The 24,751-nt window shown below is 58.2% G+C and carries 22 protein-coding genes, 1 tRNA gene and 1 pseudogene; 17 read left to right on the top strand and 7 right to left on the bottom strand.

What is annotated here, in order from left to right; all coding sequences use genetic code 11:
- Positions 1-13: 13 nt before the first annotated feature.
- The 6 genes and pseudogenes from HX814_RS10135 (at position 14) to HX814_RS10115 (ending at position 5,088) form a co-directional block, all read left to right on the top strand.
- Positions 14-90 (top strand) — tRNA-Ile (locus HX814_RS10135).
- Between the two features lie 560 nt (positions 91-650).
- A complete protein-coding gene (locus tag HX814_RS10130; protein WP_177008801.1) occupies positions 651-941 on the top strand; it encodes a DUF3077 domain-containing protein in 291 nt (96 codons plus the stop codon).
- A gap of 362 nt (positions 942-1,303) precedes the next feature.
- A pseudogene (locus tag HX814_RS31480) lies at positions 1,304-1,770 on the top strand (hypothetical protein).
- Positions 1,771-1,817: 47 nt separating this feature from the next.
- Entirely contained in the window at positions 1,818-2,738 is a 921-nt protein-coding gene (locus HX814_RS10125) for a restriction endonuclease (RefSeq protein WP_177008802.1), read from the top strand.
- Positions 2,739-2,789: 51 nt separating this feature from the next.
- A complete protein-coding gene (locus HX814_RS10120) occupies positions 2,790-4,814 on the top strand; it encodes a PHP domain-containing protein (protein ID WP_177008803.1) in 2,025 nt (674 codons plus the stop codon).
- Entirely contained in the window at positions 4,795-5,088 is a 294-nt protein-coding gene (locus tag HX814_RS10115; RefSeq protein WP_177008804.1) for a hypothetical protein, read from the top strand. Before HX814_RS10120 ends, HX814_RS10115 begins: the two co-directional genes overlap by 20 nt.
- A gap of 208 nt (positions 5,089-5,296) precedes the next feature.
- Here the strand turns inward: HX814_RS10115 and HX814_RS10110 are convergent, their stop codons facing one another.
- The 3 genes from HX814_RS10110 to HX814_RS10100 all read right to left on the bottom strand — a co-directional run bounded on the left by HX814_RS10110 (position 5,297) and on the right by HX814_RS10100 (position 7,457).
- Positions 5,297-5,698, bottom strand: coding sequence for a type II toxin-antitoxin system HicB family antitoxin (locus tag HX814_RS10110; RefSeq protein ID WP_177008805.1), 402 nt, complete (start codon positions 5,696-5,698; stop codon positions 5,297-5,299).
- 69 nt (positions 5,699-5,767) lie between these two features.
- Positions 5,768-7,021: an amidase gene (locus HX814_RS10105; protein WP_177008806.1), complete on the bottom strand. Its 1,254-nt coding sequence runs from the start codon at positions 7,019-7,021 to the stop codon at positions 5,768-5,770.
- 10 nt (positions 7,022-7,031) lie between these two features.
- Positions 7,032-7,457, bottom strand: coding sequence for a VOC family protein (locus HX814_RS10100; protein ID WP_177008807.1), 426 nt, complete (start codon positions 7,455-7,457; stop codon positions 7,032-7,034).
- A 113-nt stretch (positions 7,458-7,570) separates the two neighbouring features.
- Here HX814_RS10100 and HX814_RS10095 point away from each other — a divergent pair, with 113 nt between their 5' ends.
- Complete coding sequence (locus HX814_RS10095) at positions 7,571-8,437, top strand: LysR family transcriptional regulator (protein ID WP_003211026.1); 867 nt, start codon at positions 7,571-7,573, stop codon at positions 8,435-8,437.
- Between the two features lie 42 nt (positions 8,438-8,479).
- Here the strand turns inward: HX814_RS10095 and HX814_RS10090 are convergent, their stop codons facing one another.
- Positions 8,480-10,840: a glucose/quinate/shikimate family membrane-bound PQQ-dependent dehydrogenase gene (locus HX814_RS10090; protein WP_177008808.1), complete on the bottom strand. Its 2,361-nt coding sequence runs from the start codon at positions 10,838-10,840 to the stop codon at positions 8,480-8,482.
- A 161-nt stretch (positions 10,841-11,001) separates the two neighbouring features.
- Here HX814_RS10090 and HX814_RS10085 point away from each other — a divergent pair, with 161 nt between their 5' ends.
- The 9 genes from HX814_RS10085 to pqqE all read left to right on the top strand — a co-directional run bounded on the left by HX814_RS10085 (position 11,002) and on the right by pqqE (position 19,953).
- Positions 11,002-11,484, top strand: a complete 483-nt coding sequence (locus HX814_RS10085; protein WP_050543199.1) for an Lrp/AsnC family transcriptional regulator — start codon at positions 11,002-11,004, stop codon at positions 11,482-11,484.
- A 167-nt stretch (positions 11,485-11,651) separates the two neighbouring features.
- Positions 11,652-13,334: an NAD(P)/FAD-dependent oxidoreductase gene (locus tag HX814_RS10080; RefSeq protein WP_032899288.1), complete on the top strand. Its 1,683-nt coding sequence runs from the start codon at positions 11,652-11,654 to the stop codon at positions 13,332-13,334.
- 10 nt (positions 13,335-13,344) lie between these two features.
- Positions 13,345-14,139 carry a carbon-nitrogen hydrolase family protein gene (locus HX814_RS10075; protein WP_177008809.1) on the top strand — a complete coding sequence of 265 codons (795 nt, stop codon included), beginning with the start codon at positions 13,345-13,347 and terminating at the stop codon, positions 14,137-14,139.
- A gap of 50 nt (positions 14,140-14,189) precedes the next feature.
- Positions 14,190-16,562 carry a pyrroloquinoline quinone biosynthesis protein PqqF gene (pqqF, locus tag HX814_RS10070; RefSeq protein ID WP_177008810.1) on the top strand — a complete coding sequence of 791 codons (2,373 nt, stop codon included), beginning with the start codon at positions 14,190-14,192 and terminating at the stop codon, positions 16,560-16,562.
- A gap of 159 nt (positions 16,563-16,721) precedes the next feature.
- Positions 16,722-16,796: a pyrroloquinoline quinone precursor peptide PqqA gene (gene pqqA / locus HX814_RS10065; RefSeq protein ID WP_003194766.1), complete on the top strand. Its 75-nt coding sequence runs from the start codon at positions 16,722-16,724 to the stop codon at positions 16,794-16,796.
- 77 nt (positions 16,797-16,873) lie between these two features.
- Positions 16,874-17,785, top strand: a complete 912-nt coding sequence (gene pqqB / locus HX814_RS10060) for a pyrroloquinoline quinone biosynthesis protein PqqB (RefSeq protein WP_003211040.1) — start codon at positions 16,874-16,876, stop codon at positions 17,783-17,785.
- Positions 17,786-17,796: 11 nt separating this feature from the next.
- Entirely contained in the window at positions 17,797-18,549 is a 753-nt protein-coding gene (gene pqqC / locus HX814_RS10055) for a pyrroloquinoline-quinone synthase PqqC (RefSeq protein ID WP_177008811.1), read from the top strand.
- On the top strand, positions 18,546-18,821 hold the full coding sequence (pqqD, locus tag HX814_RS10050) for a pyrroloquinoline quinone biosynthesis peptide chaperone PqqD (protein WP_003211043.1): 276 nt from the start codon (positions 18,546-18,548) through the stop codon (positions 18,819-18,821). Before pqqC ends, pqqD begins: the two co-directional genes overlap by 4 nt.
- Positions 18,814-19,953 carry a pyrroloquinoline quinone biosynthesis protein PqqE gene (gene pqqE / locus HX814_RS10045; RefSeq protein ID WP_008434380.1) on the top strand — a complete coding sequence of 380 codons (1,140 nt, stop codon included), beginning with the start codon at positions 18,814-18,816 and terminating at the stop codon, positions 19,951-19,953. The genes pqqD and pqqE overlap by 8 nt, the downstream gene beginning before the upstream one ends.
- 6 nt (positions 19,954-19,959) lie before the next feature.
- Here pqqE and HX814_RS10040 read toward each other — a convergent pair whose 3' ends face one another.
- The gene (locus HX814_RS10040) at positions 19,960-20,118 is read right to left on the bottom strand and encodes a YqaE/Pmp3 family membrane protein (RefSeq protein ID WP_003211049.1); all 159 of its coding nucleotides are present in this window, start codon (positions 20,116-20,118) and stop codon (positions 19,960-19,962) included.
- Positions 20,119-20,304: 186 nt separating this feature from the next.
- Positions 20,305-21,585: an aspartate aminotransferase family protein gene (locus HX814_RS10035; RefSeq protein ID WP_177008812.1), complete on the bottom strand. Its 1,281-nt coding sequence runs from the start codon at positions 21,583-21,585 to the stop codon at positions 20,305-20,307.
- Between the two features lie 209 nt (positions 21,586-21,794).
- Here HX814_RS10035 and HX814_RS10030 point away from each other — a divergent pair, with 209 nt between their 5' ends.
- The gene (locus HX814_RS10030) at positions 21,795-22,685 is read left to right on the top strand and encodes a LysR family transcriptional regulator (RefSeq protein WP_003211052.1); all 891 of its coding nucleotides are present in this window, start codon (positions 21,795-21,797) and stop codon (positions 22,683-22,685) included.
- A 226-nt stretch (positions 22,686-22,911) separates the two neighbouring features.
- On the opposite strand, the gene HX814_RS10025 is transcribed toward HX814_RS10030, so the two are convergent.
- On the bottom strand, positions 22,912-24,690 hold the full coding sequence (locus HX814_RS10025; protein WP_177008813.1) for an acyl-CoA dehydrogenase C-terminal domain-containing protein: 1,779 nt from the start codon (positions 24,688-24,690) through the stop codon (positions 22,912-22,914).
- Positions 24,691-24,751: the final 61 nt, after the last annotated feature.

Raw genomic sequence — 24,751 nt, 5'->3', positions numbered from 1 at the left:
CGCGGCCTACTGAGGGCCTATAGCTCAGTTGGTTAGAGCAGGGGACTCATAATCCCTTGGTCGTAGGTTCGAGTCCTACTGGGCCCACCATACTCAAAGCCGCGCACTGCGCGGCTTTCGTGTTTTTGGGCCGCTCGTCCTTCGGCTTGTTTCTCGTTTGAAAAAGCAAAAGTGTCCACAAAGTGTCCACTTTCATTTTGGATTGGACGACGAGCTGCTTCTTTGAGCCTATGGTCAGCGCTGAAATTCGTGAACGTTTGAGCCATGCCCAGCGCCACATGTGCTGACAATTTTGGTAGTTTTCGTTGATTGTCGCCTACGGCGCATAACGTTAGTCTCTTCGCGTCGCTGCTCATCAGCGACCGGGCCTGGAAACCCGATAAGAAGACGCTACAGCGTCGTCAAACAATCAGCGGGCGCTTTTTTAGGCCCGCCGTTTGTGCTTTATGGCGGCTGTGCGTGGGAGACACTTGTGTCTGCCGAGTCGCTTCTTCTCGGTTTCCAGCCTGCGTACAGCTGCCACCTTTCGCCTGGAAACGTCAGTGGCAGCTATTTGGGTTGTACCAAAGGAGCAAGCTAATACCACACGAAAAAACCTCAATTCCCACGAGCCAACACTTCCATTGCTCTCCAGTATCAGGAGATGCGCAATGAGTGCCACATCCTCAGTAGCAACCATCGGCGTAGTGACCTTCGCGGACTGCGGAGAGAAAAAACACGAAATGAAAGTGCTGCGCGTTAATGCCGGCGTCCCGCTCCGGGAAGCGCTGGAACACGCCTCTCATCTGCTCTACTACGCAAAAGTTCTTTCACTTGAAGCCGCCATGGATACCGGGGGAGAGCACTACGCTTTTGCCTCGCATTATCTGGGCGAGATGGGCAAGGCGATCGTTGATGACATCTCCCAAGCCTTGCTGCCAGATGGGCCTGACTCACAGTAAACAATAGAGCCTTCCAGGCGCCCGATAGCGCATTTCGAGCGCCTGTTCTATGGGCTTTTTTATCCGTCTCACTGAAAAGTAGACCAATCATTTCTATGCTCACGCGCTTACAGACTAAATATTGCTTAGCTATTGCGGGCAAAGCGACCGTCACTCGACAACTGAGCGACCTTGTAGCGAAAGGTTGCATAACCCAACTGCAGAGGGGGGCGCAGTACTCGCTACCAGGTAAATCGCGCAGGCAATGCCCCCACCTAAAATCCACGACAGCGCAGCAAGTGCTTAACTGCTGCAATACTATCGTGCCATTACGTCAAATTTCGGTAAGATCCGGTTAACTCAGGATTACTGAAGGTTGGGAAATGGACTTCACTCCCGTCATTGCGCAGGTCTGGGGCATGTTGATCTGGTTTATTCCAGCAGCAATGCTGCTCTGCCTGCTCAAGTCACCCTGGCCCAAAGGTCACATTGGCGCAAATCCGGATCACCTGCACTCGGTCATCAACTTCGTGGATGGCAGCACCTTCATAACCGAAGTGTCGCCTAACGTGCTCCCACGCATTGACCTTATCGCCATATCAAGTCATTCCAGCAGCCGCTATTCAGCAAGCCTGAAGTCGACGCCATACTGCAAACCGGCCGCTACGCACCGCCCCTCGCCACAGACCGTGAGCCCTTACAAAACCTCAAGCGCCGTAGCGATCCGACTGCCGAGCGGCAATGCGCTAAATGCAGTAGCGCCCTGGTTATTCGCACTCGTAAAACAGGGACCAATGTCGGCCAGCAATTCTGGGGCAGCTCAACCCCTCCCAAATGCAAAATCATGTAGAGCCTTTAGCACGCAGCCCTAACATCAATCCTGCGCTTGGAGTCGCGATGTCCGTTCCTACCTACGACCAGCTTATTGAGCCGATCTTGCGCTATCTGGCCGCCACGCCCGAAGGCGCGAGAGCACGTGACGCTCATGACGCCGCTGCGGATGCGCTGAACCTGTCCGAAGCTCAGCGCCATGAGCTGATTGCCAGCGGCCAGGCTACCTACAAAAACCGTGCAGGCTGGGCCCATGACCGACTCAAGCGCGCCGGCCTGTCCAGCAGCGCCAAGCGTGGGTACTGGAAGCTGACTGACGCTGGCGTTACCTATGCCGCGCAGCACCCTTACCCTCTGAGTGCGGATAAAGTCGAACAGCTCGCTATCGGCTTTATGAATGTAAAACTCAAGACCCCGGCTGATGCTGTACCACTCGATGGGCAAGATCAGCCTACCCCTGCGGCCAACTCAGCTACAGCTAGTCCTGACGACCGCCTTGAGCAAGCTTTACGTGAGCTACGCGACGCAACGGCTGCAGACCTGCTGGATAGCCTTCTGCTAGTCAGCCCTAATCGCTTTGAAGTCATAGTGCTGGATGTACTGCATAGCCTTGGCTATGGCACCAGCCGCAACGATCTGCAGCGCGTTGGCGGTAGCGGCGATGGCGGGATCGACGGCGTGATCTCACTCGACAAGCTAGGCCTGGAAAAAGTCTACGTCCAGGCCAAACGCTGGCAAGGCACGGTTGGGCGGCCAGAGCTGCAAGCCTTCTATGGTGCCCTCGCCGGGCAAAAAGCCAAGCGAGGCGTATTTATCACAACCTCAGGCTTTACAGCCCAGGCAATCGACTTTGCTCGCTCTGTAGAAGGCATGGTGCTGGTTGATGGGAGAAGGCTGGTCAACTTGATGATGGATCACGAAGTTGGCGTAACTTCACGTCTGCTTAAGCTGCCGAAGCTGGATAGCGACTACTTCGATGAAGAATGAATGGAAAGGAAATAAATCTGTCCCTTTTTCGAACTACTGCTGGAGAGAACAATGAAGAAAATTGACCTTCATATGCATACCATACCTACGATCAGCGATGCGCACTTCATATTCTCACTAGAGAAACTAATTGAGTATGTAAATTCAGCAAAACTAGATGCCATAGCCATAACAAATCATGACATGTTCGACCTAAGCCAATTCAACGAAATCGCTAAACGGCTGGGCTGTGTGACTTTCCCAGGAATTGAAATCAACCTAGACAAAGGTCATATTCTTGTTATCTCAGAAAATGAAAATCTAGATGATTTTCAAATAAAAACCCGGGCCATATCAGAAAAAATACAAGCTATAGGGGATTCAATAAGTGTTGACGAACTGATTGATATTTTTGGAGATCTAAATCAATACCTTATTATACCTCATTATGAAAAGAGGCCATCTATCTCGGGAGACACGCTTGAGAAAATTCGTGGATTCGTTTCTGCAGGCGAGGTTGATAGTCCCAAAAAGTTTATTCGCATGGCAAAAGATGAAACTGAAATAACACCAGTTATTTTTAGTGACATACGAATTAGCGAAGGCATGAAAAAATTCCCAACCAGGCAAACATATATTGACTGCGGCGAATTATCTATAAGATCACTGAAGTTTAGCCTTCGCGACAGAAGTAAAGTTTCTCTATCCAGATCAGAAGGAAATTCTTTATTTCAGGTTTTTGATGATGGCCAAAAACTATCCACAGGATTGAACATTCTGTTTGGTGCAAGATCCTCAGGAAAAACCGCAACTTTAAATCAGATCAGCAAAGACTGTGAAAATGTAAAATACATCTCTCAATTCTCTCTTGTCCAAAAAGATGACGCAAACTATGAAAAAGAGTTTAATGCAGATGTCGCTCGTAAGAAGAGTACGTTTGCTGACAAACATTTAAGCCCTTTCAAGGCTGTTTTGGACGATGTGTTGAACGTTGACCTTGGAGTGAATCAGAGGAAAGTAGACGATTACCTCGACACGCTTCTGAAACTAGCTGAAGAAGCAGAAAAGCTTGATGCATTTTCTAGAGTAGCTCTATTTAATGAAACGCAATTTGAAGTTGACGCAGACAGAGCGCTTAACGACCTTATCGGCTCTGTGCGCCAACTAATAGAGAACATTGAGTACAGAGAGATCATTGACAAGCATATTGACACAGGCAACTTAAAAGCACTTGCATGTGAGCTAATAGAGCTTTTATGGTCTAAAGCCCTCGAAAGAAAGAAGATGGTTTTAGTGAATGACATTGTACGAGATGTTAAAAACAAACTTCAACTGAGGACATCAGCGACTCAAGTTAAAGATGTTGACCTTTACAAGCTAATGATCGAACACAAAAAAATCTCTAAATTTAAAGAAATTGCAAAGCTACTTCAAGCCGAAAAGACTATATATGAGGAAAACTTCCAAGGCTTTAAAGTCATTTGTAAGCAACGGGCCTTTGAAGGTGCTGGTGAAATAAAAAGCGTAAGTGGTCAAAAAGTAGCTTTTAGTGAAGCATATAGAGATTATCCCAACCCGTACAAGTACTTAACCGCATTAAAAACAAATGAACAACTGACTCCATCCGAGCTATACAAGTACTTCACATGCATTGAGTACGAAATACTAAACAAAGACGGATTTAAAGTTTCAGGCGGCGAAAGATCTGAATTCAGGCTATTACAAGAAATCAAAGACGTTCAAAACTTTGACTATCTATTGATAGATGAACCGGAATCTTCATTTGACAACCTCTTTTTGAAAGGTGAGGTTAACCAGATGCTAAAGGAAATATCCATAAACATGCCTGTGGTTGTTGTCACGCACAACAGCACAGTTGGGGCATCAATCAATTCGGACTATATAGTATATACATCCAAAGAAATTGAAGATGGGAAAATTGTTTATAGAAGATATTCAGGACACCCATCCGACAAGGAACTATGCTCAGTCGATGGCAAAAAAATAAATAACTTCCAAGTAACCATGGACTCATTGGAAGCCGGCGAAACCGCTTATATAGAGAGAAGAGGCGGATATGAAAGCATTAAAAATTGAAAACCATCAAGGTTACTTTGTGACAGATGAAGGAACTTATGAAACAGTCGATAAAATAGACAAAGCAATTCTGGCTAGGCTGGTTAACTTGGCACTAAAAGACGATTTTGAAATCGATGAGTACGACGAAGCAGAGCTAAAAAACCAAGCTCACCAAATTATCTACAAAAGCATCGGAGGAAAGCTTATGGAGCTACATAAAAAGCGAAATCAGTTCCGCGATGAATCTGAGCGCTTATACTTGGACGCATACGAAAAATATAAAACCCTATAACCATCGGAGGGGAGGGGCGGAATGATTTATTTTTAATCAGCTTTGGGCCGCTTGCGCGGTCGGAAATACAGAAGCCAACTCGATGCCGAGGCTGTATTTGTAGCAATTAACTATATAAATCTCGCTGATCACACCGCCTCAGAACAAGAAAGGCTTACGCTTTGCGCGCGTAAGCATTTTTTGTACTGTGCGTTCTCTCAGCCCATTATCAAACGGAAAGTTCGCGCAAAGCCGCCGTCGCCAGGAACCCCGAGCGCGAGGCATAGCGATGGTCTTTTTGCACTCGCTCATCAATACAATTCAACAGTTGCTCAGGCAGTGAGGCGTTGAACCTAACTGACTTGCCCAGGTAAGGAGTGAGATCAAAATCGATGACCGCCCACACTCCACCAGCAAAGTCGCGATTCTCTAAATGGAAGTCGACCTCTCTTGCCTGTGGGAGCCGCTCGTCATCGGCAACCAATCCCTCCAGATGCAGCGCCAAGGCTTCGCGCACGTTATCCAGAGCTTCCGAAAACGTAGTGCCGGCCGAGAAGCAACCTGGCACGTCCGGGACTGTCACGCTGTAATCTGAGTCAGCGTCTTTATGCATCACCACAGGGAATTTCATTTTTCATCCTCTGAATGAGCCGCCTGGGCTCACTCAACAGATCAGAGACGTGTTCCCCCATAGTGCCTTTCAGCTCACCAACGCATCAACAATGACCTGCGCCGCGCTCAGCAACGGCGCATCCCCTCTGAACGCCCCAATCACCTGCAACCCCACCGGCAACTCCTTTTCCCCACGCGCCACCGGCACATTCACCTGCGGCAATCCAAACGCACCCCAGAACTTGATGAAGTCCGACGGGCCCGTGGTCGCCAACCCCACCGGCGCCAGCATCCCGCAGGAAACACTCAACATCGCATCAAACGGCTGGCAGATTTGCGCAAGCTGCGGGGCCAGTTGTACCAAGCGGGCCTTGGCTGCCGACTCCTGCTCCCAACTCGTCGTCTGGGCGCGCTCGATCATGGCCAACGTCGAGTCGCTGAGTAGTTCGGGATGAGACTGAAACTCCTTGGCCAATGACCGGGCACCTTCGCAATCGTTGATCAACTGGTGATCGTCGAATACTCCGTCGAACGCCTCGGGCAACACGACTTCACTGACAAGAGGCCCCAACCTGGCTATCGCTAGCTCAATCGCCTGGGCCACCACCGGCTGCACATCCGACCAGCGAGAAGTACGGCAGAAACCAAGCCGCAAAGGCCGACGACCGACCTCAACAGCCGGAAACCCTCGAATCAACACCTGCGCCACCCGCTCAAGATCACGCACCGAGCGCCCATACCAACCCACCGTATCGAAGCTCGGCGCCAGGGGTTTCACGCCTTCCAGCGAGACCAGTCCAAACGACGGTTTGAAGGCAAACAACCCGCAATAAGCCGCAGGCTTGAGCAACGACCCCGCCGTTTGGGTACCCAACGCCAACGGGAAAAACCCGGCCGCCATCCCCGCAGCAGAACCCGCGCTGGAGCTACCCGGAGTGCAGGACAAATCCAGCGGATTACGCGTCGGCCCCGTGTTCATGTAGGCAAATTCGGTGGTGTGGGTCTTGCCCATGATGATCGCGCCCGCCTGTCGTAGCAGCGTCACCACATGGGCATCCCGCGATGGACGATTACCCAGGTAAATCGGCGAATAGAATTCCGTTGGGTAGTCGGCGGTATCAAAGATGTCCTTGACCCCCACGGGCAAGCCCGCCAGCGGACCGGAACAGCCTTCAAGCTGCAACGCCTGCTCGCGCACCGCCTCAGCGTCGAAGGATACAAACGCCTGGATATCTGGTTCGTCGACACCTATGCGCGCAAGAAAGTGTTCAGCAACCAAGGCCGGCGTAATCGCCCCCGAACCCACCGCCTCGGCGATGCCCGTTGCATCCAGGCCATTCATCAAAGCGCCCTCACTTGGCAAACAACTGCCCAATGTCCTTGAACGCCTTGAACTCCAACGCGTTGCCGCACGGGTCAAACAGGAACAACGTCGCCTGCTCGCCCACCTGGCCTTTGAAACGAATGTGAGGCTCCAGCACAAATCGGGTATTGCGCGCCTGCAAACGCTCCGCCAACGCATGCCAATCATCCCAACTCAACACCACGCCAAAATGCGGCACCGGCACGTCGTGACCGTCTACCGCATTGGTGCGCGCCGCCTCTTGAGAAGCGGTTTTCGGATGCTCATGAATCACCAATTGATGCCCGAAGAAGTCGAAGTCGACCCAGTGATCACTGGCACGTCCCTCCTCCAACCCAAACACCTCACCATAAAACTGCCGCGCAGCCGCCAGGTCGAATACCGGAATTGCCAGGTGAAAAGGAGCCAGTGCCATCAGGTTTAACCTCTATGGGTATTAAGTCCTTGCGAGTCTAGCCTTGCCGTAACCGATGGAAAGACGATAGTTTTCGCAGCGAGCTCAAATTATTTTGATCAATCGAGACGCCCATGCTGCGGGAACTGAAAACCTTTATCGCCGTTACCCGCCATGGCACGTTCGCCGCAGCGGGCATGCATATCGGGCTGACGCAATCGGCGGTGAGTGCGCAGATCCGTCAGTTGGAGCAGGTGCTCGGCGTGCAGTTGTTCGACCGAACCGGGCGCCAGGCCACGCTGAACGCGGCGGGGATCCGCGCGCTGCCGCTGGCCAGGGAGATTCTCGAGACGTTCAACCGCATGGCTGTGCCGGTGGATGCCAATGAGTACAGGGGCGAGTTGAAGGTCGGCGCCATCACCACCGCCCAGACCGGCCTGCTGCCCCAGGCCCTGGTGCGTTTGCGCCAGGCGGCGCCGACGGTGGAGTGCAAGTTGGTGCCGGGAGTTTCCCTGGAGCTGCTCAGCCAGGTGGATGCAGGCGAACTCGACTCGGCGATCATCATTCGCCCACCCTTTGACTTGCCCAAGGAACTGCACGTGCAACTGCTGCGCAGGGAGCCGTTTGTGTTGATCGCGCCGCTGACGGTCGAGGGGGATGACCCGCTGCAACTGCTCGCCGCTCATCCTCACGTGCGCTACGACCGGGCTTCGTTTGGCGGGCGGCTGGTCAGTCGCTTCCTGCGGGATCAGCGGCTGGACGTGCAAGTGGCGCTGGAACTGGACGAGATTGAGGCGCTGGTCAAAATGGTCGAATGCGGCCTGGGCGTTTCACTGGTTCCCCACGCCGGACTATGGCTGGACCGATCCCCGCAGGTGCGTGTCATCCCGCTGGGCGAGCTGACCTTTAACCGGGAAATCATCTTGCTGAGCCGCTACAGCCAGCGCAACCTTCCGGTGCCACAACTCTTTGCCCGATGCCTGCTGGCAGACACGATCTAAGACGCAAAAAAAAGCCGCACATCCGTGCGGCTTTTTCACGCCCTATTTCTTGGGCAACGCGTAGGCAATCACATAATCCCCACGGTCCGGCGACTGTCGCGCGCCGCCAGCGGTGAGCACGATGTACTGCGTGCCGGTCTTGGGCGACACGTAGGTCATCGGCCCCGACTGGCTACCCACCGGCAGCCGTGATTTCCAGATCTCGTTGCCGTTGCCGGTGTCGAAAGCGCGCAGGTAGAAGTCCTGGGTGCCGGCGAAGAACAACAGACCAGACTGGGTCGCCAGCGATGCGCCAAGGGTCGGCATGCCAATCGGAATCGGCATGTGCATGCGGATACCCAGCGGCCCGGTGTCTTCAACCGTGCCCACCGGCACTTGCCACATCAGCTTGTGGGTTTTCAGATCGATGGCCGACATAGTGCCAAACGGCGGTTTCTGACACGGAATGCCCGCCGCCGAGAGGAAGCGCTCGCGCATCGCGCCGAATGGCGTACCGTCTTGCGGCACTACGCCCATTTCGATGCCACTGGCACCGGCGGCGATCTTGTCGCGCGGGATCATGTAGTTGGCCAAACCCAGGCGCATGTCGTTGACGAACATGTAGTGGGTGTTCGGGTCCACCGACACACTGCCCCAGTTCATACCCCCCAGCGAACCCGGGAATTGCAGCGCGCGGTCCAGGCCTGGCGGCGTATAGACGCCCTGGTGGCGCATGCCCTTGAACTGGATGCGGCACATCAACTGGTCAAACGGCGTGGCGCCCCACATGTCGGATTCGGTCAGTTGCTGATTGCCGATCGAAGGCATGTCCACCGAGAACGGCTGGGTCGGCGAATAACGTTCGCCGGGCACATTGCCCTGGGGCACCGGACGCTCTTCGACCCGGGCGATGGGCACGCCGGTTGCGCGGTTGAGCAGGAAGATTTCACCTTGCTTGGTGACTTGGGCCAGTGCCGGTTGCACGCCGCCGTTGCCATCCGGAATGTCATAGAGCAGCGGCTGTGCCGGCAGGTCAAAGTCCCAAAGGTCGTGGTGAGTGGTCTGGAAGTGCCAGCGCACTTGGCCGGTCTTCACGTCGAGGGCGACGATGGAGGAACTCCATTTGTCGTCATAGGCGGTACGTTCACCGGCGAAGAAATCCGGAGTGGCGTTACCGGTAGGCAGGTAGACAAGGCCGAGCTTGGCGTCGTAGGACATGGCCGACCACACGTTCGGCGTGCCACGGGTATAGGTCTCGCCCGCTGGCGGGCGTTTGGTGGTGTTCGGGTTACCCGGGTCCCAGGCCCACACCAGTTCGCCACTGTGCACGTCGAAGGCGCGCACCACGCCTGGCGGTTCGCCGGTGGAGAAGTTATCCGCCACGCGTCCGCCAACGATCACCACATTGCCCGCCACCAGTGGCGTCGAGGTTTGCTGGTAATAACCGGGCTTCACTTCGCCCATGTCGGTCTTCAGGTCGACGGTGCCATGGTCGCCGAAGTCTTCGCAGGGCGCGCCGGTTTCAGCATTGATCGCAATCAACCGGGCATCGCCGGTCGGCAGAAACAGACGTTTCACACAGGCTTTGGCGCCGGCGGGTTGCTCGCTGGCACTGCTGTCGAAATAACCCAGGCCACGGCAACGCTGCCAGTTGGGGCCGCTGCCCTGGGGGTCGAATTTCCAGCGTTGGGCACCGGTATCGGCGTCCAGGGAAAACACTTTGCCGTAGGCGGTGCACACGTAAACGCTGTCACCGATCTGCAGCGGGGTGTTCTGGTCTTCGGCACCGGCGCCATTGCTCTCGGGGATGTCGCCGGTGTGGAAGGTCCAGGCCACCTGCAACTTGTCGATGTTGCCTTTGTTGATCTGGTCCAGCGCGGCAAACCGATTGCCGGCGGTGGTGTTGCCCCAGTGGGCCCAGTCTTTTTGCTCGGTGCCCGGCGTTACCGCAGTCACCGCAGGCTCACTGCTGGCCTTGACCACGTGGGTCGGTACAAACATGTACGCCAGGGTGGCGACCACGCCCAGGCCCAGCAGCCCGGCAACGCCATAGGCGCCGCGCCCGGGTGTCGATCCCGAGGCGCGGGCGAGCTGTGGATAAATCAGCGCGACCACCAGGCCGATGACGGCAAAGGTCAGGACTCGTGAAACAAGCGGCCAGTATTCCAGCCCGGTGTCCCACACCGCCCAGATCGCGGTCAGCACCAACGCCACGGCGTACAGCCAGGCGCCTTGAGGCCGACGCTTGGCGATCAGCACACCAGAGACCAGCATCGCCAGGCCCATCAGCAGGAAATACCAACTGCCGCCCAGCACTACGAGGTAACCGCCACCGCCTGCCAAACCCAGGCCAATCAAGGCGATCAGCAGGCCCAGCCCAACCAGCAACCATCTGCTGCCGGTGGCAGCCCCAAAGTTATTCATCGCGCAAACGTCCTTCCTGTATACCTAACGCAAAATAATGTACCAAACAGTTACTTTTCACAATCTGGCACAAAATAATGTGTTCGATCAGCGGCGAAAATAAATTCCCGGCCGGGCGGGCAGTATCGCCAGGACCGAGCCTGTAACATGCTCGCCCATTGATGCCCGCGCCGGAGAACACCTTGCCCGCCTCTCACCCTCCCGTCCTCGATGAAATCGATCGCCAGTTGATCGCCGCCTTGCAGATCAACGCGCGTGAAAGCGTGGCCATGCTTGCCCGGCAACTGGGCATCGCGCGCACCACCGTCACCTCACGCCTGGCGCGCCTGGAAAAAACCCAGGTGATTACCGGCTATGGCGTGCGCCTCAGCCAGCGGGTGGTGGACGGTGGTTTGCAGGCCTACGTGGGGATCACCGTGCAACCGCGCTCCGGCAAGGAAGTGCTGCGCCGGATCAGTGCCATGGCGCAGGTTCAGCAGTTATGTGCGGTAAGCGGCGAGTTCGATTACGTGGCCTGGCTGCGCACCGATTCGCCGGAACAGCTGGATCAACTGCTGGACCAGATCGGCAGCGTCGATGGCGTGGAGAAGACCACCACCTCGATCATCCTCAGTAACAAACTGGATCGCGGCCAACCAATCTGACCAGCAAGCTCGTCACTCTGACTAAAAACAATTCAATCCGACGACACATTGCGTCTTATTAACGAACGCTACGCTCCCTAGAATGGCTGCCATCTTTTCCTATACTCAGCGGGTCGCGCCCCGCCGAGCCGCCAGCAAGGTCAGCCATGAGCATTCCTTCCAGCACCATCAGCAAGACCAATCGCCACCCCGCCACCGGTAAAAAGCCGATCACCATCTTTGGCCCGGACTTCCCGTTTGCCTTTGATGACTGGATCGAGCATCCGGCGGGCCTGGGCAGCATTCCGGCGGCCAACCACGGCGCCGAAGTGGCGATCGTCGGCGCCGGGATTGCCGGGCTGGTAGCCGCCTATGAGCTGATGAAGCTGGGCCTTAAACCCGTGGTGTATGAAGCCTCGAAAATGGGTGGCCGCCTGCGCTCCCAGGCGTTTGAAGGCGCCGAAGGCATCATCGCGGAACTGGGTGGCATGCGCTTCCCGGTGTCCTCCACCGCGTTCTACCACTATGTGGACAAGCTCGGGCTGGAGACCAAACCCTTCCCCAACCCGCTGACGCCGGCTTCCGGCAGCACGGTCATCGACCTCGAAGGCCAGACGCACTACGCACAGAAACTCGCTGACCTTCCTGCACTGTTCCAGGAAGTGGCTGACGCCTGGGCCGACGCCCTGGAAGCCGGCTCGCAGTTCGCCGATATCCAGCAAGCCATCCGCGACCGTGACGTACCGCGCCTGAAAGAGCTGTGGAATACGCTGGTTCCGTTGTGGGACGACCGCACCTTCTACGACTTCGTGGCGACCTCCAAAGCGTTCGCCAAGTTGTCCTTTCATCACCGCGAAGTGTTCGGCCAGGTCGGTTTCGGCACCGGCGGCTGGGACTCGGACTTCCCCAACTCGATGCTGGAAATCTTCCGCGTGGTGATGACCAACTGCGACGATCACCAGCATCTGGTGGTCGGCGGCGTCGCCCAAGTGCCCATGGGCATCTGGCGCCATGTGCCGGAGCGTTGCGCCCACTGGCCCGAAGGCACCAGCCTCAGTTCCCTGCACAACGGTGCGCCACGGGCCGGGGTCAAGCGCATTGCCCACGCGCCGGACGGCCGTTTCGCCGTCACCGACAACTACGGTGACACCCGCGAATACGCCGCCGTGCTGACCACCTGCCAGAGCTGGCTGCTGACCACCCAGATCGAGTGCGACGAAACCCTGTTCTCGCAAAAGATGTGGATGGCCCTGGACCGCACCCGCTACATGCAGTCGTCGAAGACCTTCGTGATGGTCGACCGGCCATTCTGGAAGGACAAGGATCCGGAAACCGGCCGCGACCTGATGAGCATGACGCTGACGGATCGCCTGACCCGCGGCACCTATCTGTTCGACAACGGCGACGACAAGCCGGGGGTGATCTGCCTGTCCTACTCCTGGATGAGCGATGCGCTGAAAATGCTTCCGCAACCCATCGAGAAACGCGTGAAACTGGCTCTGGATGCGCTGAAGAAGATCTACCCGAAAGTCGACATCGCCGCGCGGATCATCGGCGACCCGATCACCGTGTCATGGGAAGCCGACCCGCATTTCCTCGGCGCTTTCAAAGGCGCACTTCCCGGCCACTATCGCTACAACCAGCGGATGTACGCGCACTTCATGCAGAAGGACATGCCGGCTGAGCAACGCGGTATTTTCATCGCCGGTGACGACGTGTCCTGGACGCCTGCGTGGGTCGAAGGTGCCGTGCAAACCTCGCTGAACGCGGTGTGGGGCATCATGACTCACTTCGGTGGCAGCACTCACCCGCAGAACCCGGGGCCGGGGGATGTATTCGATGAGATCGGGCCAATCGCGCTGCCCGAGTAAGGAGTTGCCCATGCGTGTCGCCCTGTATCAATGCCCGCCTCTGCCGCTGGACGTGGCCGGCAATCTCAAGCGCCTGCATCAGTTGGCGCAGGAGACCACCGACGCCGACTTGCTGGTACTGCCGGAGATGTTTCTCACCGGCTATAACATCGGCGTGGAAGCGGTCGGCGCCCTGGCTGAAACCCAGGACGGCCCCGCTGCCCAGTCCATCGCCGCGCTGGCGAAAAACTCGGGCGTGGCGATTCTGTATGGCTATCCGGAGCGCGGTGCAGACGGGCAGATCTACAACGCCGTGCAGTTGATAGACGCCAACGGCCAACGCCTGTGCAACTACCGCAAGACCCACCTGTTTGGCGACCTCGACAACTCGATGTTCAGCGCCGGGGACGATGATTTTCCGCTGGTGGAATTGAACGGCTGGAAGCTGGGTTTCCTGATTTGCTATGACCTGGAATTCCCGGAGAACACCCGGCGCCTGGCGCTGGCCGGGGCGGAGTTGATCCTGGTGCCGACGGCCAATATGGTGCCCTTCGATTTCGTCGCCGATGTGACCGTGCGGGCGCGGGCGTTTGAAAACCAGTGTTATGTGGCCTACGCCAATTACTGCGGGCAGGAAGGCGAGATCCAGTATTGCGGGCAAAGCAGCATCGCCGCGCCGGATGGCCAGCGGATTGCCCAGGCAGGTCTGGATGAAGCGCTGATCGTGGGCACACTCGATCGGCAGTTGATGGTCGACTCACGCGCGGCCAATCGCTACCTGCTGGACCGGCGTCCCGAGCTTTATGGGGCGTTGCACAAGCACTGATCCCGCAGGTTTGCGCTAGCATAGGCACTTCCTACGTTTCGGAAGTGCTCATGCCTGCGCCGGCCCACCCTCATCACCTTCAATTGACCCTGGCCAGCGGCCTGCGGGTTTCCTTGCATCATGCGCCGCGCTTGAAGCGCGCCGCGGCTGCCTTGCGCGTTGCAGCGGGCAGCCACGATGTGCCCCTGGCGTGGCCGGGGCTGGCGCATTTTCTTGAGCATTTATTGTTCCTGGGCACCGGACGTTTTCCTGCAAGCGACGGGCTGATGGCCTACGTCCAGCGCCAGGGTGGACAGGTGAATGCCAGCACCCGCGAGCGCACTACCGACTTTTTCTTTGAGGTGCCTGTTACGGCATTTGAAGCCGCACTGGAGCGCCTGGGGGACATGCTCGCCCATCCGCGCCTGGCCCTGGAAGACCAGTTGCGTGAGCGCGAAGTATTGCAGGCGGAGTTTATTGCCTGGTCGCAAGATGCCACGGCGCAACAGCAACAAGCGTTGCTGGAAGGTGTTGCGGCGGATCATCCGTTGCGCGCGTTTCATGCGGGCAACCGGGATAGCTTGGCGGTAGAGCGTGAGGATTTTCAGCAGGCATTGCGGGATTTTTATGAAGGTTTCTATCATTCCGGGCAGATGACCTTGAGCCTTGCGGGCCCTCAGTCGCTGGTGGAGCTGGAGGCATTGGCGCATCAGTTTGGCGCTGCGCTGAAGACTGCACCTCTGCGGCGACAGACGTCGGCGCCAGCGTTGCTGGCCGGCAATCAACGTACTTATCAACACACCGATGAACACCACTGGCATCAGGTGGTGGTAAGCGAGGCTTCCCCTGAGGCGCTGGATTTCCTCTGCCTGTGGCTGAACACTTCGGCGCCCGGCGGGTTGCTCGCCGAGTTGCAGTCGCGGCAGTTAGTCAGCGCCATTAACGCAACGGCGCTGTATCAATTTGCCGGACAGGCGTTGTTGGATATCAAGTTCACCCTGGACACTCAGGGTGCGCAGCAGACGACACTGATCGAAGAACTGCTGCACGACTGGCTGAGCTTTTTCGCACACAGTGACTGGGCGCCCCTGCGGGAAGAGTACGCCTTGCTGCTTGCTCGCAAACAACAGGTCAGTGGTGCCCTGGCATTGGCCCGGCAGGCCAACGAACTGGTCCTGTCCGAGCAAAGCGCCAGCTCCCTCAAGACCCTGCTGGACTCGCTGCAATTGCCGCCGTCCCGGCACGCCTGGCAACTGCCGCCCACCAATCCGTTCCTGCAGCCGGCAGCCAGGGAAGAGCGCCCGGGGCTGATTCGCGGGCAAACCAGCGCCCATCGCGGCCTGCGCACGTTCGCCCAGGATCGCTCCCGTGGGCGAAAGGACTTTTCGGCGCTGACCTTCAGCCAGGCCTTGCCAGGCGACACAGATGAAGGCGCGCTCTACCTGCGCTGGCATCTGGATTCGCCGCTGGATGCAGAGCTTTTCCCACGGCTGCGTGAGAACGCCAGCCAGGCTGGCGTCCAGTTGTCTTTCGAGACAATCGGCGGTCACTGGCAGCTGAAGATGCTAGGGCTGCACGAACCCATGCCCGCGATATTGGAGGAAGTGGCCCGTGAGCTGACCCGGCTCGACGAAAATGCCGGAGCGTCATCCTCCCCCGCGCCGGCAATGGCGATCCGGCAGTTACTCAAGGCATTGCCCGGGTATTGCGCCGACATCCCAGCTGCACAGCAGGTTGCCGGGCAAGACCGATGGTCAACCGCTCGCTGGCAAGGGCTTGCCATGGGGCTGCCCGCCGCCTGCGAGACGGCGATAAAAAGTGCAGCCGGGAAACTGCCCGGCCAACCGCAAGCGGCTATCAGTGAACTGCCATCAATCAGCGGCCAGCATCGTTGGCACGAAGTCAGGACCGATTCCAGCGACGCCGCGTTGCTGCTGTTCTGCCCGACAGCCACACGCTCCCTGGCGGACGAAGCTTGCTGGCGCCTCCTCGCACATCTGGTGCAAGCGCCGTTCTACCAGCAACTGCGTGTTGAGCTTCAATTGGGCTACGCGGTGTTCAGCGGCATCCGACAGTACAGCGGGCAAACCGGCCTGCTGTTTGGGGTGCAATCCCCAAGCGCGTCTCTTGCGCAAATACTTGATCACCTGCAGGCGTTCCTGAAGCAACTGCCCGCGCAGATCAACGCCAGCGAACTGCCGAACGATCTGGCCCGGCAATTTTCCCTCGACGCCCTACCCACTTCCCAAGCCGCTGAACTGCTCTGGCACGCGCACTTGGCAGGCCACCCGTCGGATTACATCCAGCAGCTGCAAGATTTCATCCAGACCCGCACCCGCGAGGATTTAATGGTAGCTGCACAGCAACTCGATGCTGCTGCAGGCGGATGGCGCTGTGTGGCCAATGGCGCTTGTGCCGCCGGCTCCTGGCAACGATCTGGCTGATCATTGCCGCTTCGGTAAAAGGCTTTTTCCCGCAGGACAGCGCTATCTTCAAAAGAAGTACGTAACATTCACATGCACACATCTGAACATCTCCGCTTGGAGGTGGACTATATGTATTACTTGGTAGTAAACGTCCCTTCCCTTCGTAGGAGTAAGAACATGACTTGGTCCAAACCTGCTTACACTGATCTGCGTATCGGCTTTGAAGTCACCATGTACTTTGCCAGCCGCTGATTGGCTTTGTATCGCAATGCAACGCCTCGGCTCGCCCGGGGCGTTTTTATTTTTGAGTTGTGTGTAATGGAGCGGCCATGTTTGTCCAGATTCTAGGTTCCGCCGCGGGCGGTGGTTTCCCGCAATGGAACTGCAACTGCGTGAACTGTGCAGGTTTTCGCGACGGCAGCCTGCGGGCCGAGGCGCGTACCCAGTCGTCCATCGCGATCTCCGATGACGGCGTGAACTGGGTGCTGTGCAACGCCTCGCCAGATATCCGCGCCCAGCTTCAAGGCTTCGCCCCGATGCAACCGGGCCGCGCGCTGCGGGATACCGGCATCAGCGCGATCATCCTGATGGACAGCCAGATCGACCACACCACCGGCCTGCTCAGCCTGCGCGAAGGCTGCCCGCACCAGGTGTGGTGCACCGACATGGTCCATGAAGACCTGAGCACCGGCTTCCCGCTGTTCACCATGCTGACCCACTGGAACGGCGGCCTGGCCTGGAACCGCATCGAGCTGGACGCCAGCTTCACGATCCCCGCCTGCCCCAACCTGCGCTTCACACCATTGCCGCTGCGCAGCGCGGCACCGCCCTACTCGCCTCACCGATTCGACCCACACCCGGGCGACAACATCGGCCTGATCGTCGAAGACCTGCGCACCGGCGGCAAGCTGTTCTATGCGCCGGGCCTGGGCAAGGTTGACGCACCGTTGCTGGAAATCATGGCCGGCAGCGATTGCCTGCTGGTGGACGGCACGATGTGGGACGACGACGAAATGCAGCGCCGTGGCGTCGGCACCCGCACCGGTCGCGAGATGGGCCACCTGGCACAAAACGGCCCCGGCGGCATGCTGGAAGTGCTGGAGCAGTTGCCCAAGCAGCGCAAGGTGCTTATCCACATCAACAACACCAACCCGATCCTGGATGAAGACTCGCCCGAGCGAGCCGAGCTGCTGCGACGCAATGTAGAAGTGGCGTACGACGGCATGAGCATTGAATTGTAGGAGCGAGCCAAATGACTGACACACCGCTGACCACCGCCGAGTTCGAACAGGCCCTGCGCGCCAAGGGCGCCTTCTACCATATCCATCACCCGTATCACGTGGCGATGTACGAAGGCCGCGCCACCCGCGAGCAGATCCAGGGCTGGGTCGCCAACCGTTTTTATTATCAGGTGAACATTCCCCTCAAGGACGCCGCGATCCTGGCCAACTGCCCGGACCGGGAGATTCGTCGTGAGTGGATCCAGCGCCTGCTGGATCACGACGGCGCTCCCGGCGAAGACGGCGGCATTGAAGCCTGGTTGCGCCTGGGACAGGCCGTCGGCCTCGACCCGGATCAACTGCGCTCCCAGGAGTTGGTACTGCCGGGCGTACGATTTGCGGTAGACGCCTACGTCAACTTCGCCCGCCGGGCCAGCTGGCAGGAAGCCGCCAGCAGTTCCCTGACCGAGTTGTTCGCCCCGCAGATCCACCAGTCGCGCCTCGACAGCTGGCCCCAGCATTACCCATGGATCGACCCCGCCGGCTATGAGTATTTCCGCACCCGCCTGGGCCAAGCTCGCCGGGATGTGGAGCACGGTCTGGCCATCACCCTGCAGCACTACACCACCCGCGAAGGCCAGGAGCGCATGCTGGAAATTCTCCAGTTCAAACTGGACATTCTTTGGAGCATGCTCGATGCAATGAGCATGGCTTATGAACTGAAACGCCCGCCGTATCACAGTGTGACCGACCAGCGTGTATGGCATAAGGGGATCTCCCTATGAGCTTCGATCGCAGCAAAAAACCGACCTGGCGCCAGGGCTATCGTTTCCAGTACGAACCGGCGCAAAAAGGCCATGTGCTGCTGTACCCGGAAGGCATGATCAAGCTCAACGACAGCGCCGCGTTGATCGGTGGCTTGATCGACGGCGAGCGCGATGTCAGCGCAATCATCGCCGAGTTGGACAAGCAGTTCCCTGGCGTGCCCGAGCTCGGTGAAGACATCGAGCAATTCATGGAGGTTGCCCGTGCTCAGCACTGGATCGAACTTGCCTGACCTGCCACCCAAGCCGGAAATCGGCCTGCCGCTCTGGTTGCTGGCCGAGCTGACCTACCGCTGCCCGCTGCAATGCCCGTACTGCTCCAATCCGCTGGATTTCGCCGAGCAGGGCAAGGAACTGAGCACGGAACAGTGGATCAAGGTATTTCGTGAAGCCCGGGAAATGGGCGCTGCGCAACTGGGGTTTTCCGGCGGTGAGCCGCTGGTGCGCCAGGACCTCGCCGAACTGATCGCCGAGGCGCGCAAGCTGGGTTTCTATACCAACCTGATCACCTCCGGCATCGGCCTCACCGAGCAGAAGATCAGCGACTTCAAGAAGGCCGGCCTGGACCATATCCAGATCAGTTTCCAGGCCAGTGACGAGCAAGTGAACAACTTGCTGGCCGGCTCGAAAAAAGCCTTCGCGCAAAAACTCGAAATGGCCCGGGCAGTGAAAGCCCATGGCTACCCGATGGTGCTGAACTTCGTCACCCATCGGCACAATATCGACAAGATCGACCGCATCATTGAGCTGTGTATTGCCCTGGAAGCGGACTTTGTCGAGCTTGCCACCTGCCAGTTCTACGGCTGGGCCCAGCTCAATCGGGTCGGCCTGTTGCCGACCCAGGAACAGCTGGTGCGCGCCGAACGCATCACCAACGAATACCGCGCCAAGCTCGAAGCCGAAGGCCACCCGTGCAAGCTGATATTCGTCACGCCGGATTACTACGAGGAACGCCCGAAAGCCTGCATGAATGGCTGGGGCAGCATCTTTCTGACAGTAACGCCGGACGGTACTGCCCTGCCGTGCCACGGCGCCCGACAGATGCCGGTGCAATTTCCCAATGTGCGCGACCACAGCATGCAACACATCTGGTACGACTCGTTTGGCTTCAACCGCTTTCGCGGCTACGACTGGATGCCCGAGCCGTGCCGTTCATGTGACGAGAAGGAAAAGGACTTCGGTGGGTGCCGCTGCCAGGCGTTCATGCTGACCGGAGATGCCAGCAACGCCGACCCGGTGTGCAGCAAATCGGAGCACCACGGCATGATCCTCCAGGCCCGCGAAGAAGCGGAGCACGCCACCCAGACCATTGAGCAACTGGCCTTTCGCAATGAGCGCAACTCACGGCTGATCGCGAAAGGCTGAGGTCTTTTAGCGTTTGGCGATGATGTACACCGCGTGCACGATGCCGGGAATGTAACCGCACAAGGTCAGCAGGATGTTCAGCCAGAACGCGCCAGCGAAACCCACTTGCAGGAACACACCCAGTGGCGGCAGCAGAATAGCGATGATGATGCGAATGATATCCATGGGTTCAGCTCCAGAAAATCGGCTCGTGTGAGCCGTACAAGCTAATCGACCTTGGCCGTTGGTAAGGGTTCAGTGGGATCTGGCACTCAGCCATCGTCTAATTCGCGGACAAAAAAACGCCCCCAGCCAAAAGAATCAGGCTGGAGGCGCCGCGTATACCGCGAGACGGTTCAGGAAATATGGGGCTTAAACGGCAATGCCCTTGCGGCATTGCAGCTGTGCAGTGCGCACCCGGGAGAAGGTACGGGCCAGACGCAGGAGCATTTCGTCGACGTTGCTTTTGCTCAATGTGAGCGCCGGGGTGAAGCGCAGGCAATCGGGTTGCGGCGCGCTCAGGATCAGGCCTTCACTGAGCGCGGCGTTTACCACCGCATCTGCCGAATCCTCCGACAGAGTCAGTCCCCACATCAGGCCCTGGCCGCGCAGTTCACCCTGGTCATAGCGATGCGCCAGGCGGGCAAGCCCTTCGCCCAGATAAGCGCCAACCTCGCAAACGTGCTCCAGAAATTCGTGACTCAGTACGGTATCGAGCACCGCTATACCAGCGGAAGCCATCAGCGCGTTGCCATGGTGGGTGCCTTCCAGCTCACCGATTTCAAAACAACACGCCTTGCCCCGCGCCAGCAACGCCGCCAGTGGCACACCACCACCCAAGCCCTTGCCCAGGCAGATGATGTCGGCACGTACGCCGTAGTACTGTTCGGCGAGCAACGTGCCACAACGGCCGGTGCCGGTTTGCACTTCATCGAGGATCAACAGAATTCCCAGCTCACGGCACAGACGTTCGACACCCTTGAGGTAATGCTCGGTCGCGGGAATGACGCCGGCATCGTTCTGGATCGGTTCCAGCATGATTGCCACGGTTTGCGCATCCACCGCCGCGTGCAGCGCCGGCAGGTCGTTGAACGGCACGTGGCTGAAGCCTGGCAACTGGGGCTCAAAACGGTTTTCACTGGCGGCTGCCGAGGCCGACATCGCGGCAAAGCTGCGGCCATGGCAACCGTTGCTCGCGGTGATGATGCGATAGGCGCCACCACGGTGCAGTTGGCCCCATTTGCGCGCCAGCTTGATGGCCGCTTCGCAGGCTTCGGCGCCGCTGTTGAGCAGGTAGGCCTGGTCGCTGCCGGTGCGATGGCACAGGCGGTCGGCGAGGTTCAGTTGAACGCGGTTGTGCAGGCTGTTACCGGGATTGATCAGCGATTGGGCCTGATCGGCCAGCGCCTTGGTCACTGCCTGTGGGCTATGGCCCAGGCTGTTGGCGCCGCCACCCTGGCTGAAGTCGAGATAGGCGCGGTCTTCGCTGTCCCACAGCCAGGAGCCCTGGCCGCGTACAAACACCTGGGGCGGGCGGGCCACGCTGGGCATCAGGCAATCGCTGGAAAGATCGTCTCGCAGAGCCGGGGTCTTCGCCTCGAGGATCAGATCATCCAGGCTGGGGGCGGGGCGACGCAGGTTGAACAGGTTCATGGATGAACCTCTTTGGCAATCGCACCTTGGTCGGTATTACCGATAAACCCATGGCGGAGGTTTTTTGCCTTGCCTATGCAAACACCGTCAACATAAACACTACTCATCTTGCTTTCCGGCCCTGTAAGCCCTGTGAATAGGCGCTAGACTAGGCGCCTTGGGGGCACTCGGCCATTTCGATTTTCCAGCATTTTCGATAAGCATTACTTATGGATTTCAAGCAACTGCGTTATTTCGTCGCGGTGTACGAAGAAGGCCATGTGGGGCGGGCAGCGGAGCGCCTGTCGATCTCCCAGCCAGCTTTGTCGCAGCAGATTCGCCAGCTCGAGCAAAACCTTGATGTGAGCCTGTTCGAACGTAGCAGCAAGCGCCTGCTGCCGACCCTCGCCGCCCACACTTTGTATAACCACGCCCTGCCCTTGCTCGACGGTATGCAGCATGCGGTGGAAGCGCTGCGTAACTTCAAGGGCCAGGCACTGCGCACCTTGGCGATCGGCGTTCTGCAAACCGTGCACACCAGCCTGGTGCCGCAGATGCTCGAACGGGTGCGCAAGGCCCAGCCGCACCTGGTCGTACAGATCTACGAGCTGACCGGGATGGAAATCGAACGCCGGCTGCTCAACGGCTCGCTGGATATCGGCATCAGCTACCTGCCGCCACGCCAGCCGGGGCTGCACGGCGTGCTGCTGTATGAAGATGAACTGAAGGTGGTCATCCCGGCTGATCACCCGCTGCGGGAATTCAAGAAAGTCTCCCTGAAGCAAGCCGCCGAGTTACCCATGTTGCTGCTGGGGGAAGAGTTTCAGGTGCGCCAGATATGGCAAGGTCAATTGGCCAACCTGGGCCGACGCCCGCAAGTGCAGGCCGAGTTGAATACGATGGCGGGGATTCTCGACAGCCTGCCCCACACCAAGCTGGCGACGGTGCTTCCCGGACGCTCCCAGGATGAACACAACAGCAAGGCGTTGCTGTGGAAACCCTTGAGCGAACCACGGGTGCCGTTGAAAGTGGGGTTGGTGTGCCGGGATGTGCAGCGCCAGCAGGCGACGCTGGAATTGTTGCGCACGCTGCTGGAAGACGTGATGAACGCGCCCGCCTGACTTTTTCGCAGGCAAAAGAAAACCCCGCCGAAGCGGGGCTTTGCAGACTGTTTCCCTGACATCCATTTCACTCCGCCTTCCTGGCAGAATCCTACGTGTCCGTGTTGTTGCTTTGCGCTTCCTGCGCGACGTCCATGTGAAGTAGATTATCCGTGGATCCAATTTGGCGATAGAGGACGAATAGCAGCACGTCATGTAAGAGAATGCTTACACGCCCTCCAAGTCCTTAGAACAGTGCTTCATCCAGCAAGAACAGCGATTCGCTACCGGCTTTTACCGAGGCGCTGAGGGACGCGATCCGCGGCAGCAAGCGCGCAAAGTAGAAACGCGCGGTTCCCAGCTTGCTCGCGTAGAAGTCTTCCTGAGCCTCTTTACCCAGAGCCGCCTTGGCCATCAGGGCCCACATGTAGGCATAAGCCATGTAGCCGAACGCGTGCAGGTATTCCACGGATGCCGCGCCGATTTCATTCGGGTTGGATTTGGCGCGGTCCAGCAGCCAGGCGGTCAGTTCGTCCAGGTCATCCACGGCCGCGTTCAGCGGCTTGGTGAATTCGGCCAGTTCGGCGCCGGCAGTGGCGGTGAAATGGCGGATCTCATCAGCGAACAGCTTGTAGAACGCCCCACCGCTGCCGACGATCTTGCGTCCCACCAGGTCCAGGGCCTGAATGCCGTTGGTGCCTTCGTAGATCTGGGTGATGCGCACATCACGCACCAGTTGCTCCTGGCCCCATTCGCGAATGTAGCCGTGGCCGCCGAAAATCTGCTGGCCGTGCACGGTGGTTTCCAGGCCCAGGTCGGTCAGGAACGCCTTGGCAACCGGGGTCAGCAGAGCAACCAGATCGTCCGCGCGTTTGCGGACGGTGGCGTCTTCGCTGAACTTGGCGGTGTCGAGCTGCATCGCCACATAGGTGGAGAACGCACGGCCACCTTCGTTCGAGGCTTTCATGGTCAGCAGCATGCGCCGCACGTCCGGGTGGACGATGATTGGGTCAGCGACCTTGTCCTTGGCTTTCGGACCGGTTGGCGAACGGCTTTGCAGGCGGTCGCGCGCATATTCGATAGCGTTCTGATAAGAGCGCTCACCGGAGGCCAGGCCCTGGATGCCCACACCCAGGCGCTCGTAGTTCATCATGGTGAACATCGCGGCCAGGCCACGGTTCGGCTCGCCCACCAGGTAGCCCACGGCTTCGTCGAAGTTCATCACGCAGGTCGCAGACGCCTGGATGCCCATCTTGTGTTCGATGGAGCCGCAGGTCACCGGATTGCGCGCCCCCAGGCTGCCGTCGCCATTGACCATGAACTTGGGCACCAGGAACAGCGAAATACCCTTGGGACCCGCCGGTGCGTCCGGCAACTTGGCCAGCACCAGGTGGATGATGTTCTCGGTGAGGTCGTGCTCGCCACCGGTGATGAAGATCTTGGTGCCGCTGACCTTGTAGGAACCGTCTGCCTGAGGCTCGGCCTTGGTCCGAATTATCCCCAGGTCAGTGCCGGCATGAGGTTCGGTCAGGCACATGGAACCGGCCCACACGCCGGAGTACATATTCGGCAGGTAAGTGGCCTTGAGCTCTTCACTGGCGTGGGTGTTGATCGACACGCAGGCGCCGGAGGTCAGCATCGGGTACAGGCCGAAGGCCAGGCCCGAGGAGTTGATCATCTCTTCCACCTGGGCCGACACCGCCTTGGGCATGCCCATGCCGCCGTACGCCGGGTCGCCGCCAACACCTACCCAACCGCCTTCAGCGTAGGTTTTGTAGGCGTCCTTGAAGCCAGCCGGGGTGAAGACCGCGCCATTCTCCCAGCGGCAGCCTTCTTCGTCGCCGCCGCGGCTGAGCGGGGCGACGGTCTTGGAGGTGACTTTGCCGGCTTCTTCGAGGATTGCCTCAACGGTCTCGGCGTCGACGGTCTCCGCCAGCGCGGGCAGTTGGGCCCAGAGTTTGGCGACCTCGAAAACTTCGTTGAGGACGAAGCGCATATCGCGCAGCGGCGCTTTGTAGTCAGCCATGGCAAACCTCGTGAGAACTTTAACGTTATTCGGGTGGGGTCGGTTTTACAGACCCCGAGTG

It is taken from the genome of Pseudomonas sp. C8002 (assembly GCF_013385765.1).
In the GTDB taxonomy this organism is placed as follows: domain Bacteria; phylum Pseudomonadota; class Gammaproteobacteria; order Pseudomonadales; family Pseudomonadaceae; genus Aquipseudomonas.
Note: the sequence above shows the minus strand (reverse complement) of the source record. Positions and strands in the feature narration are given on the sequence as shown.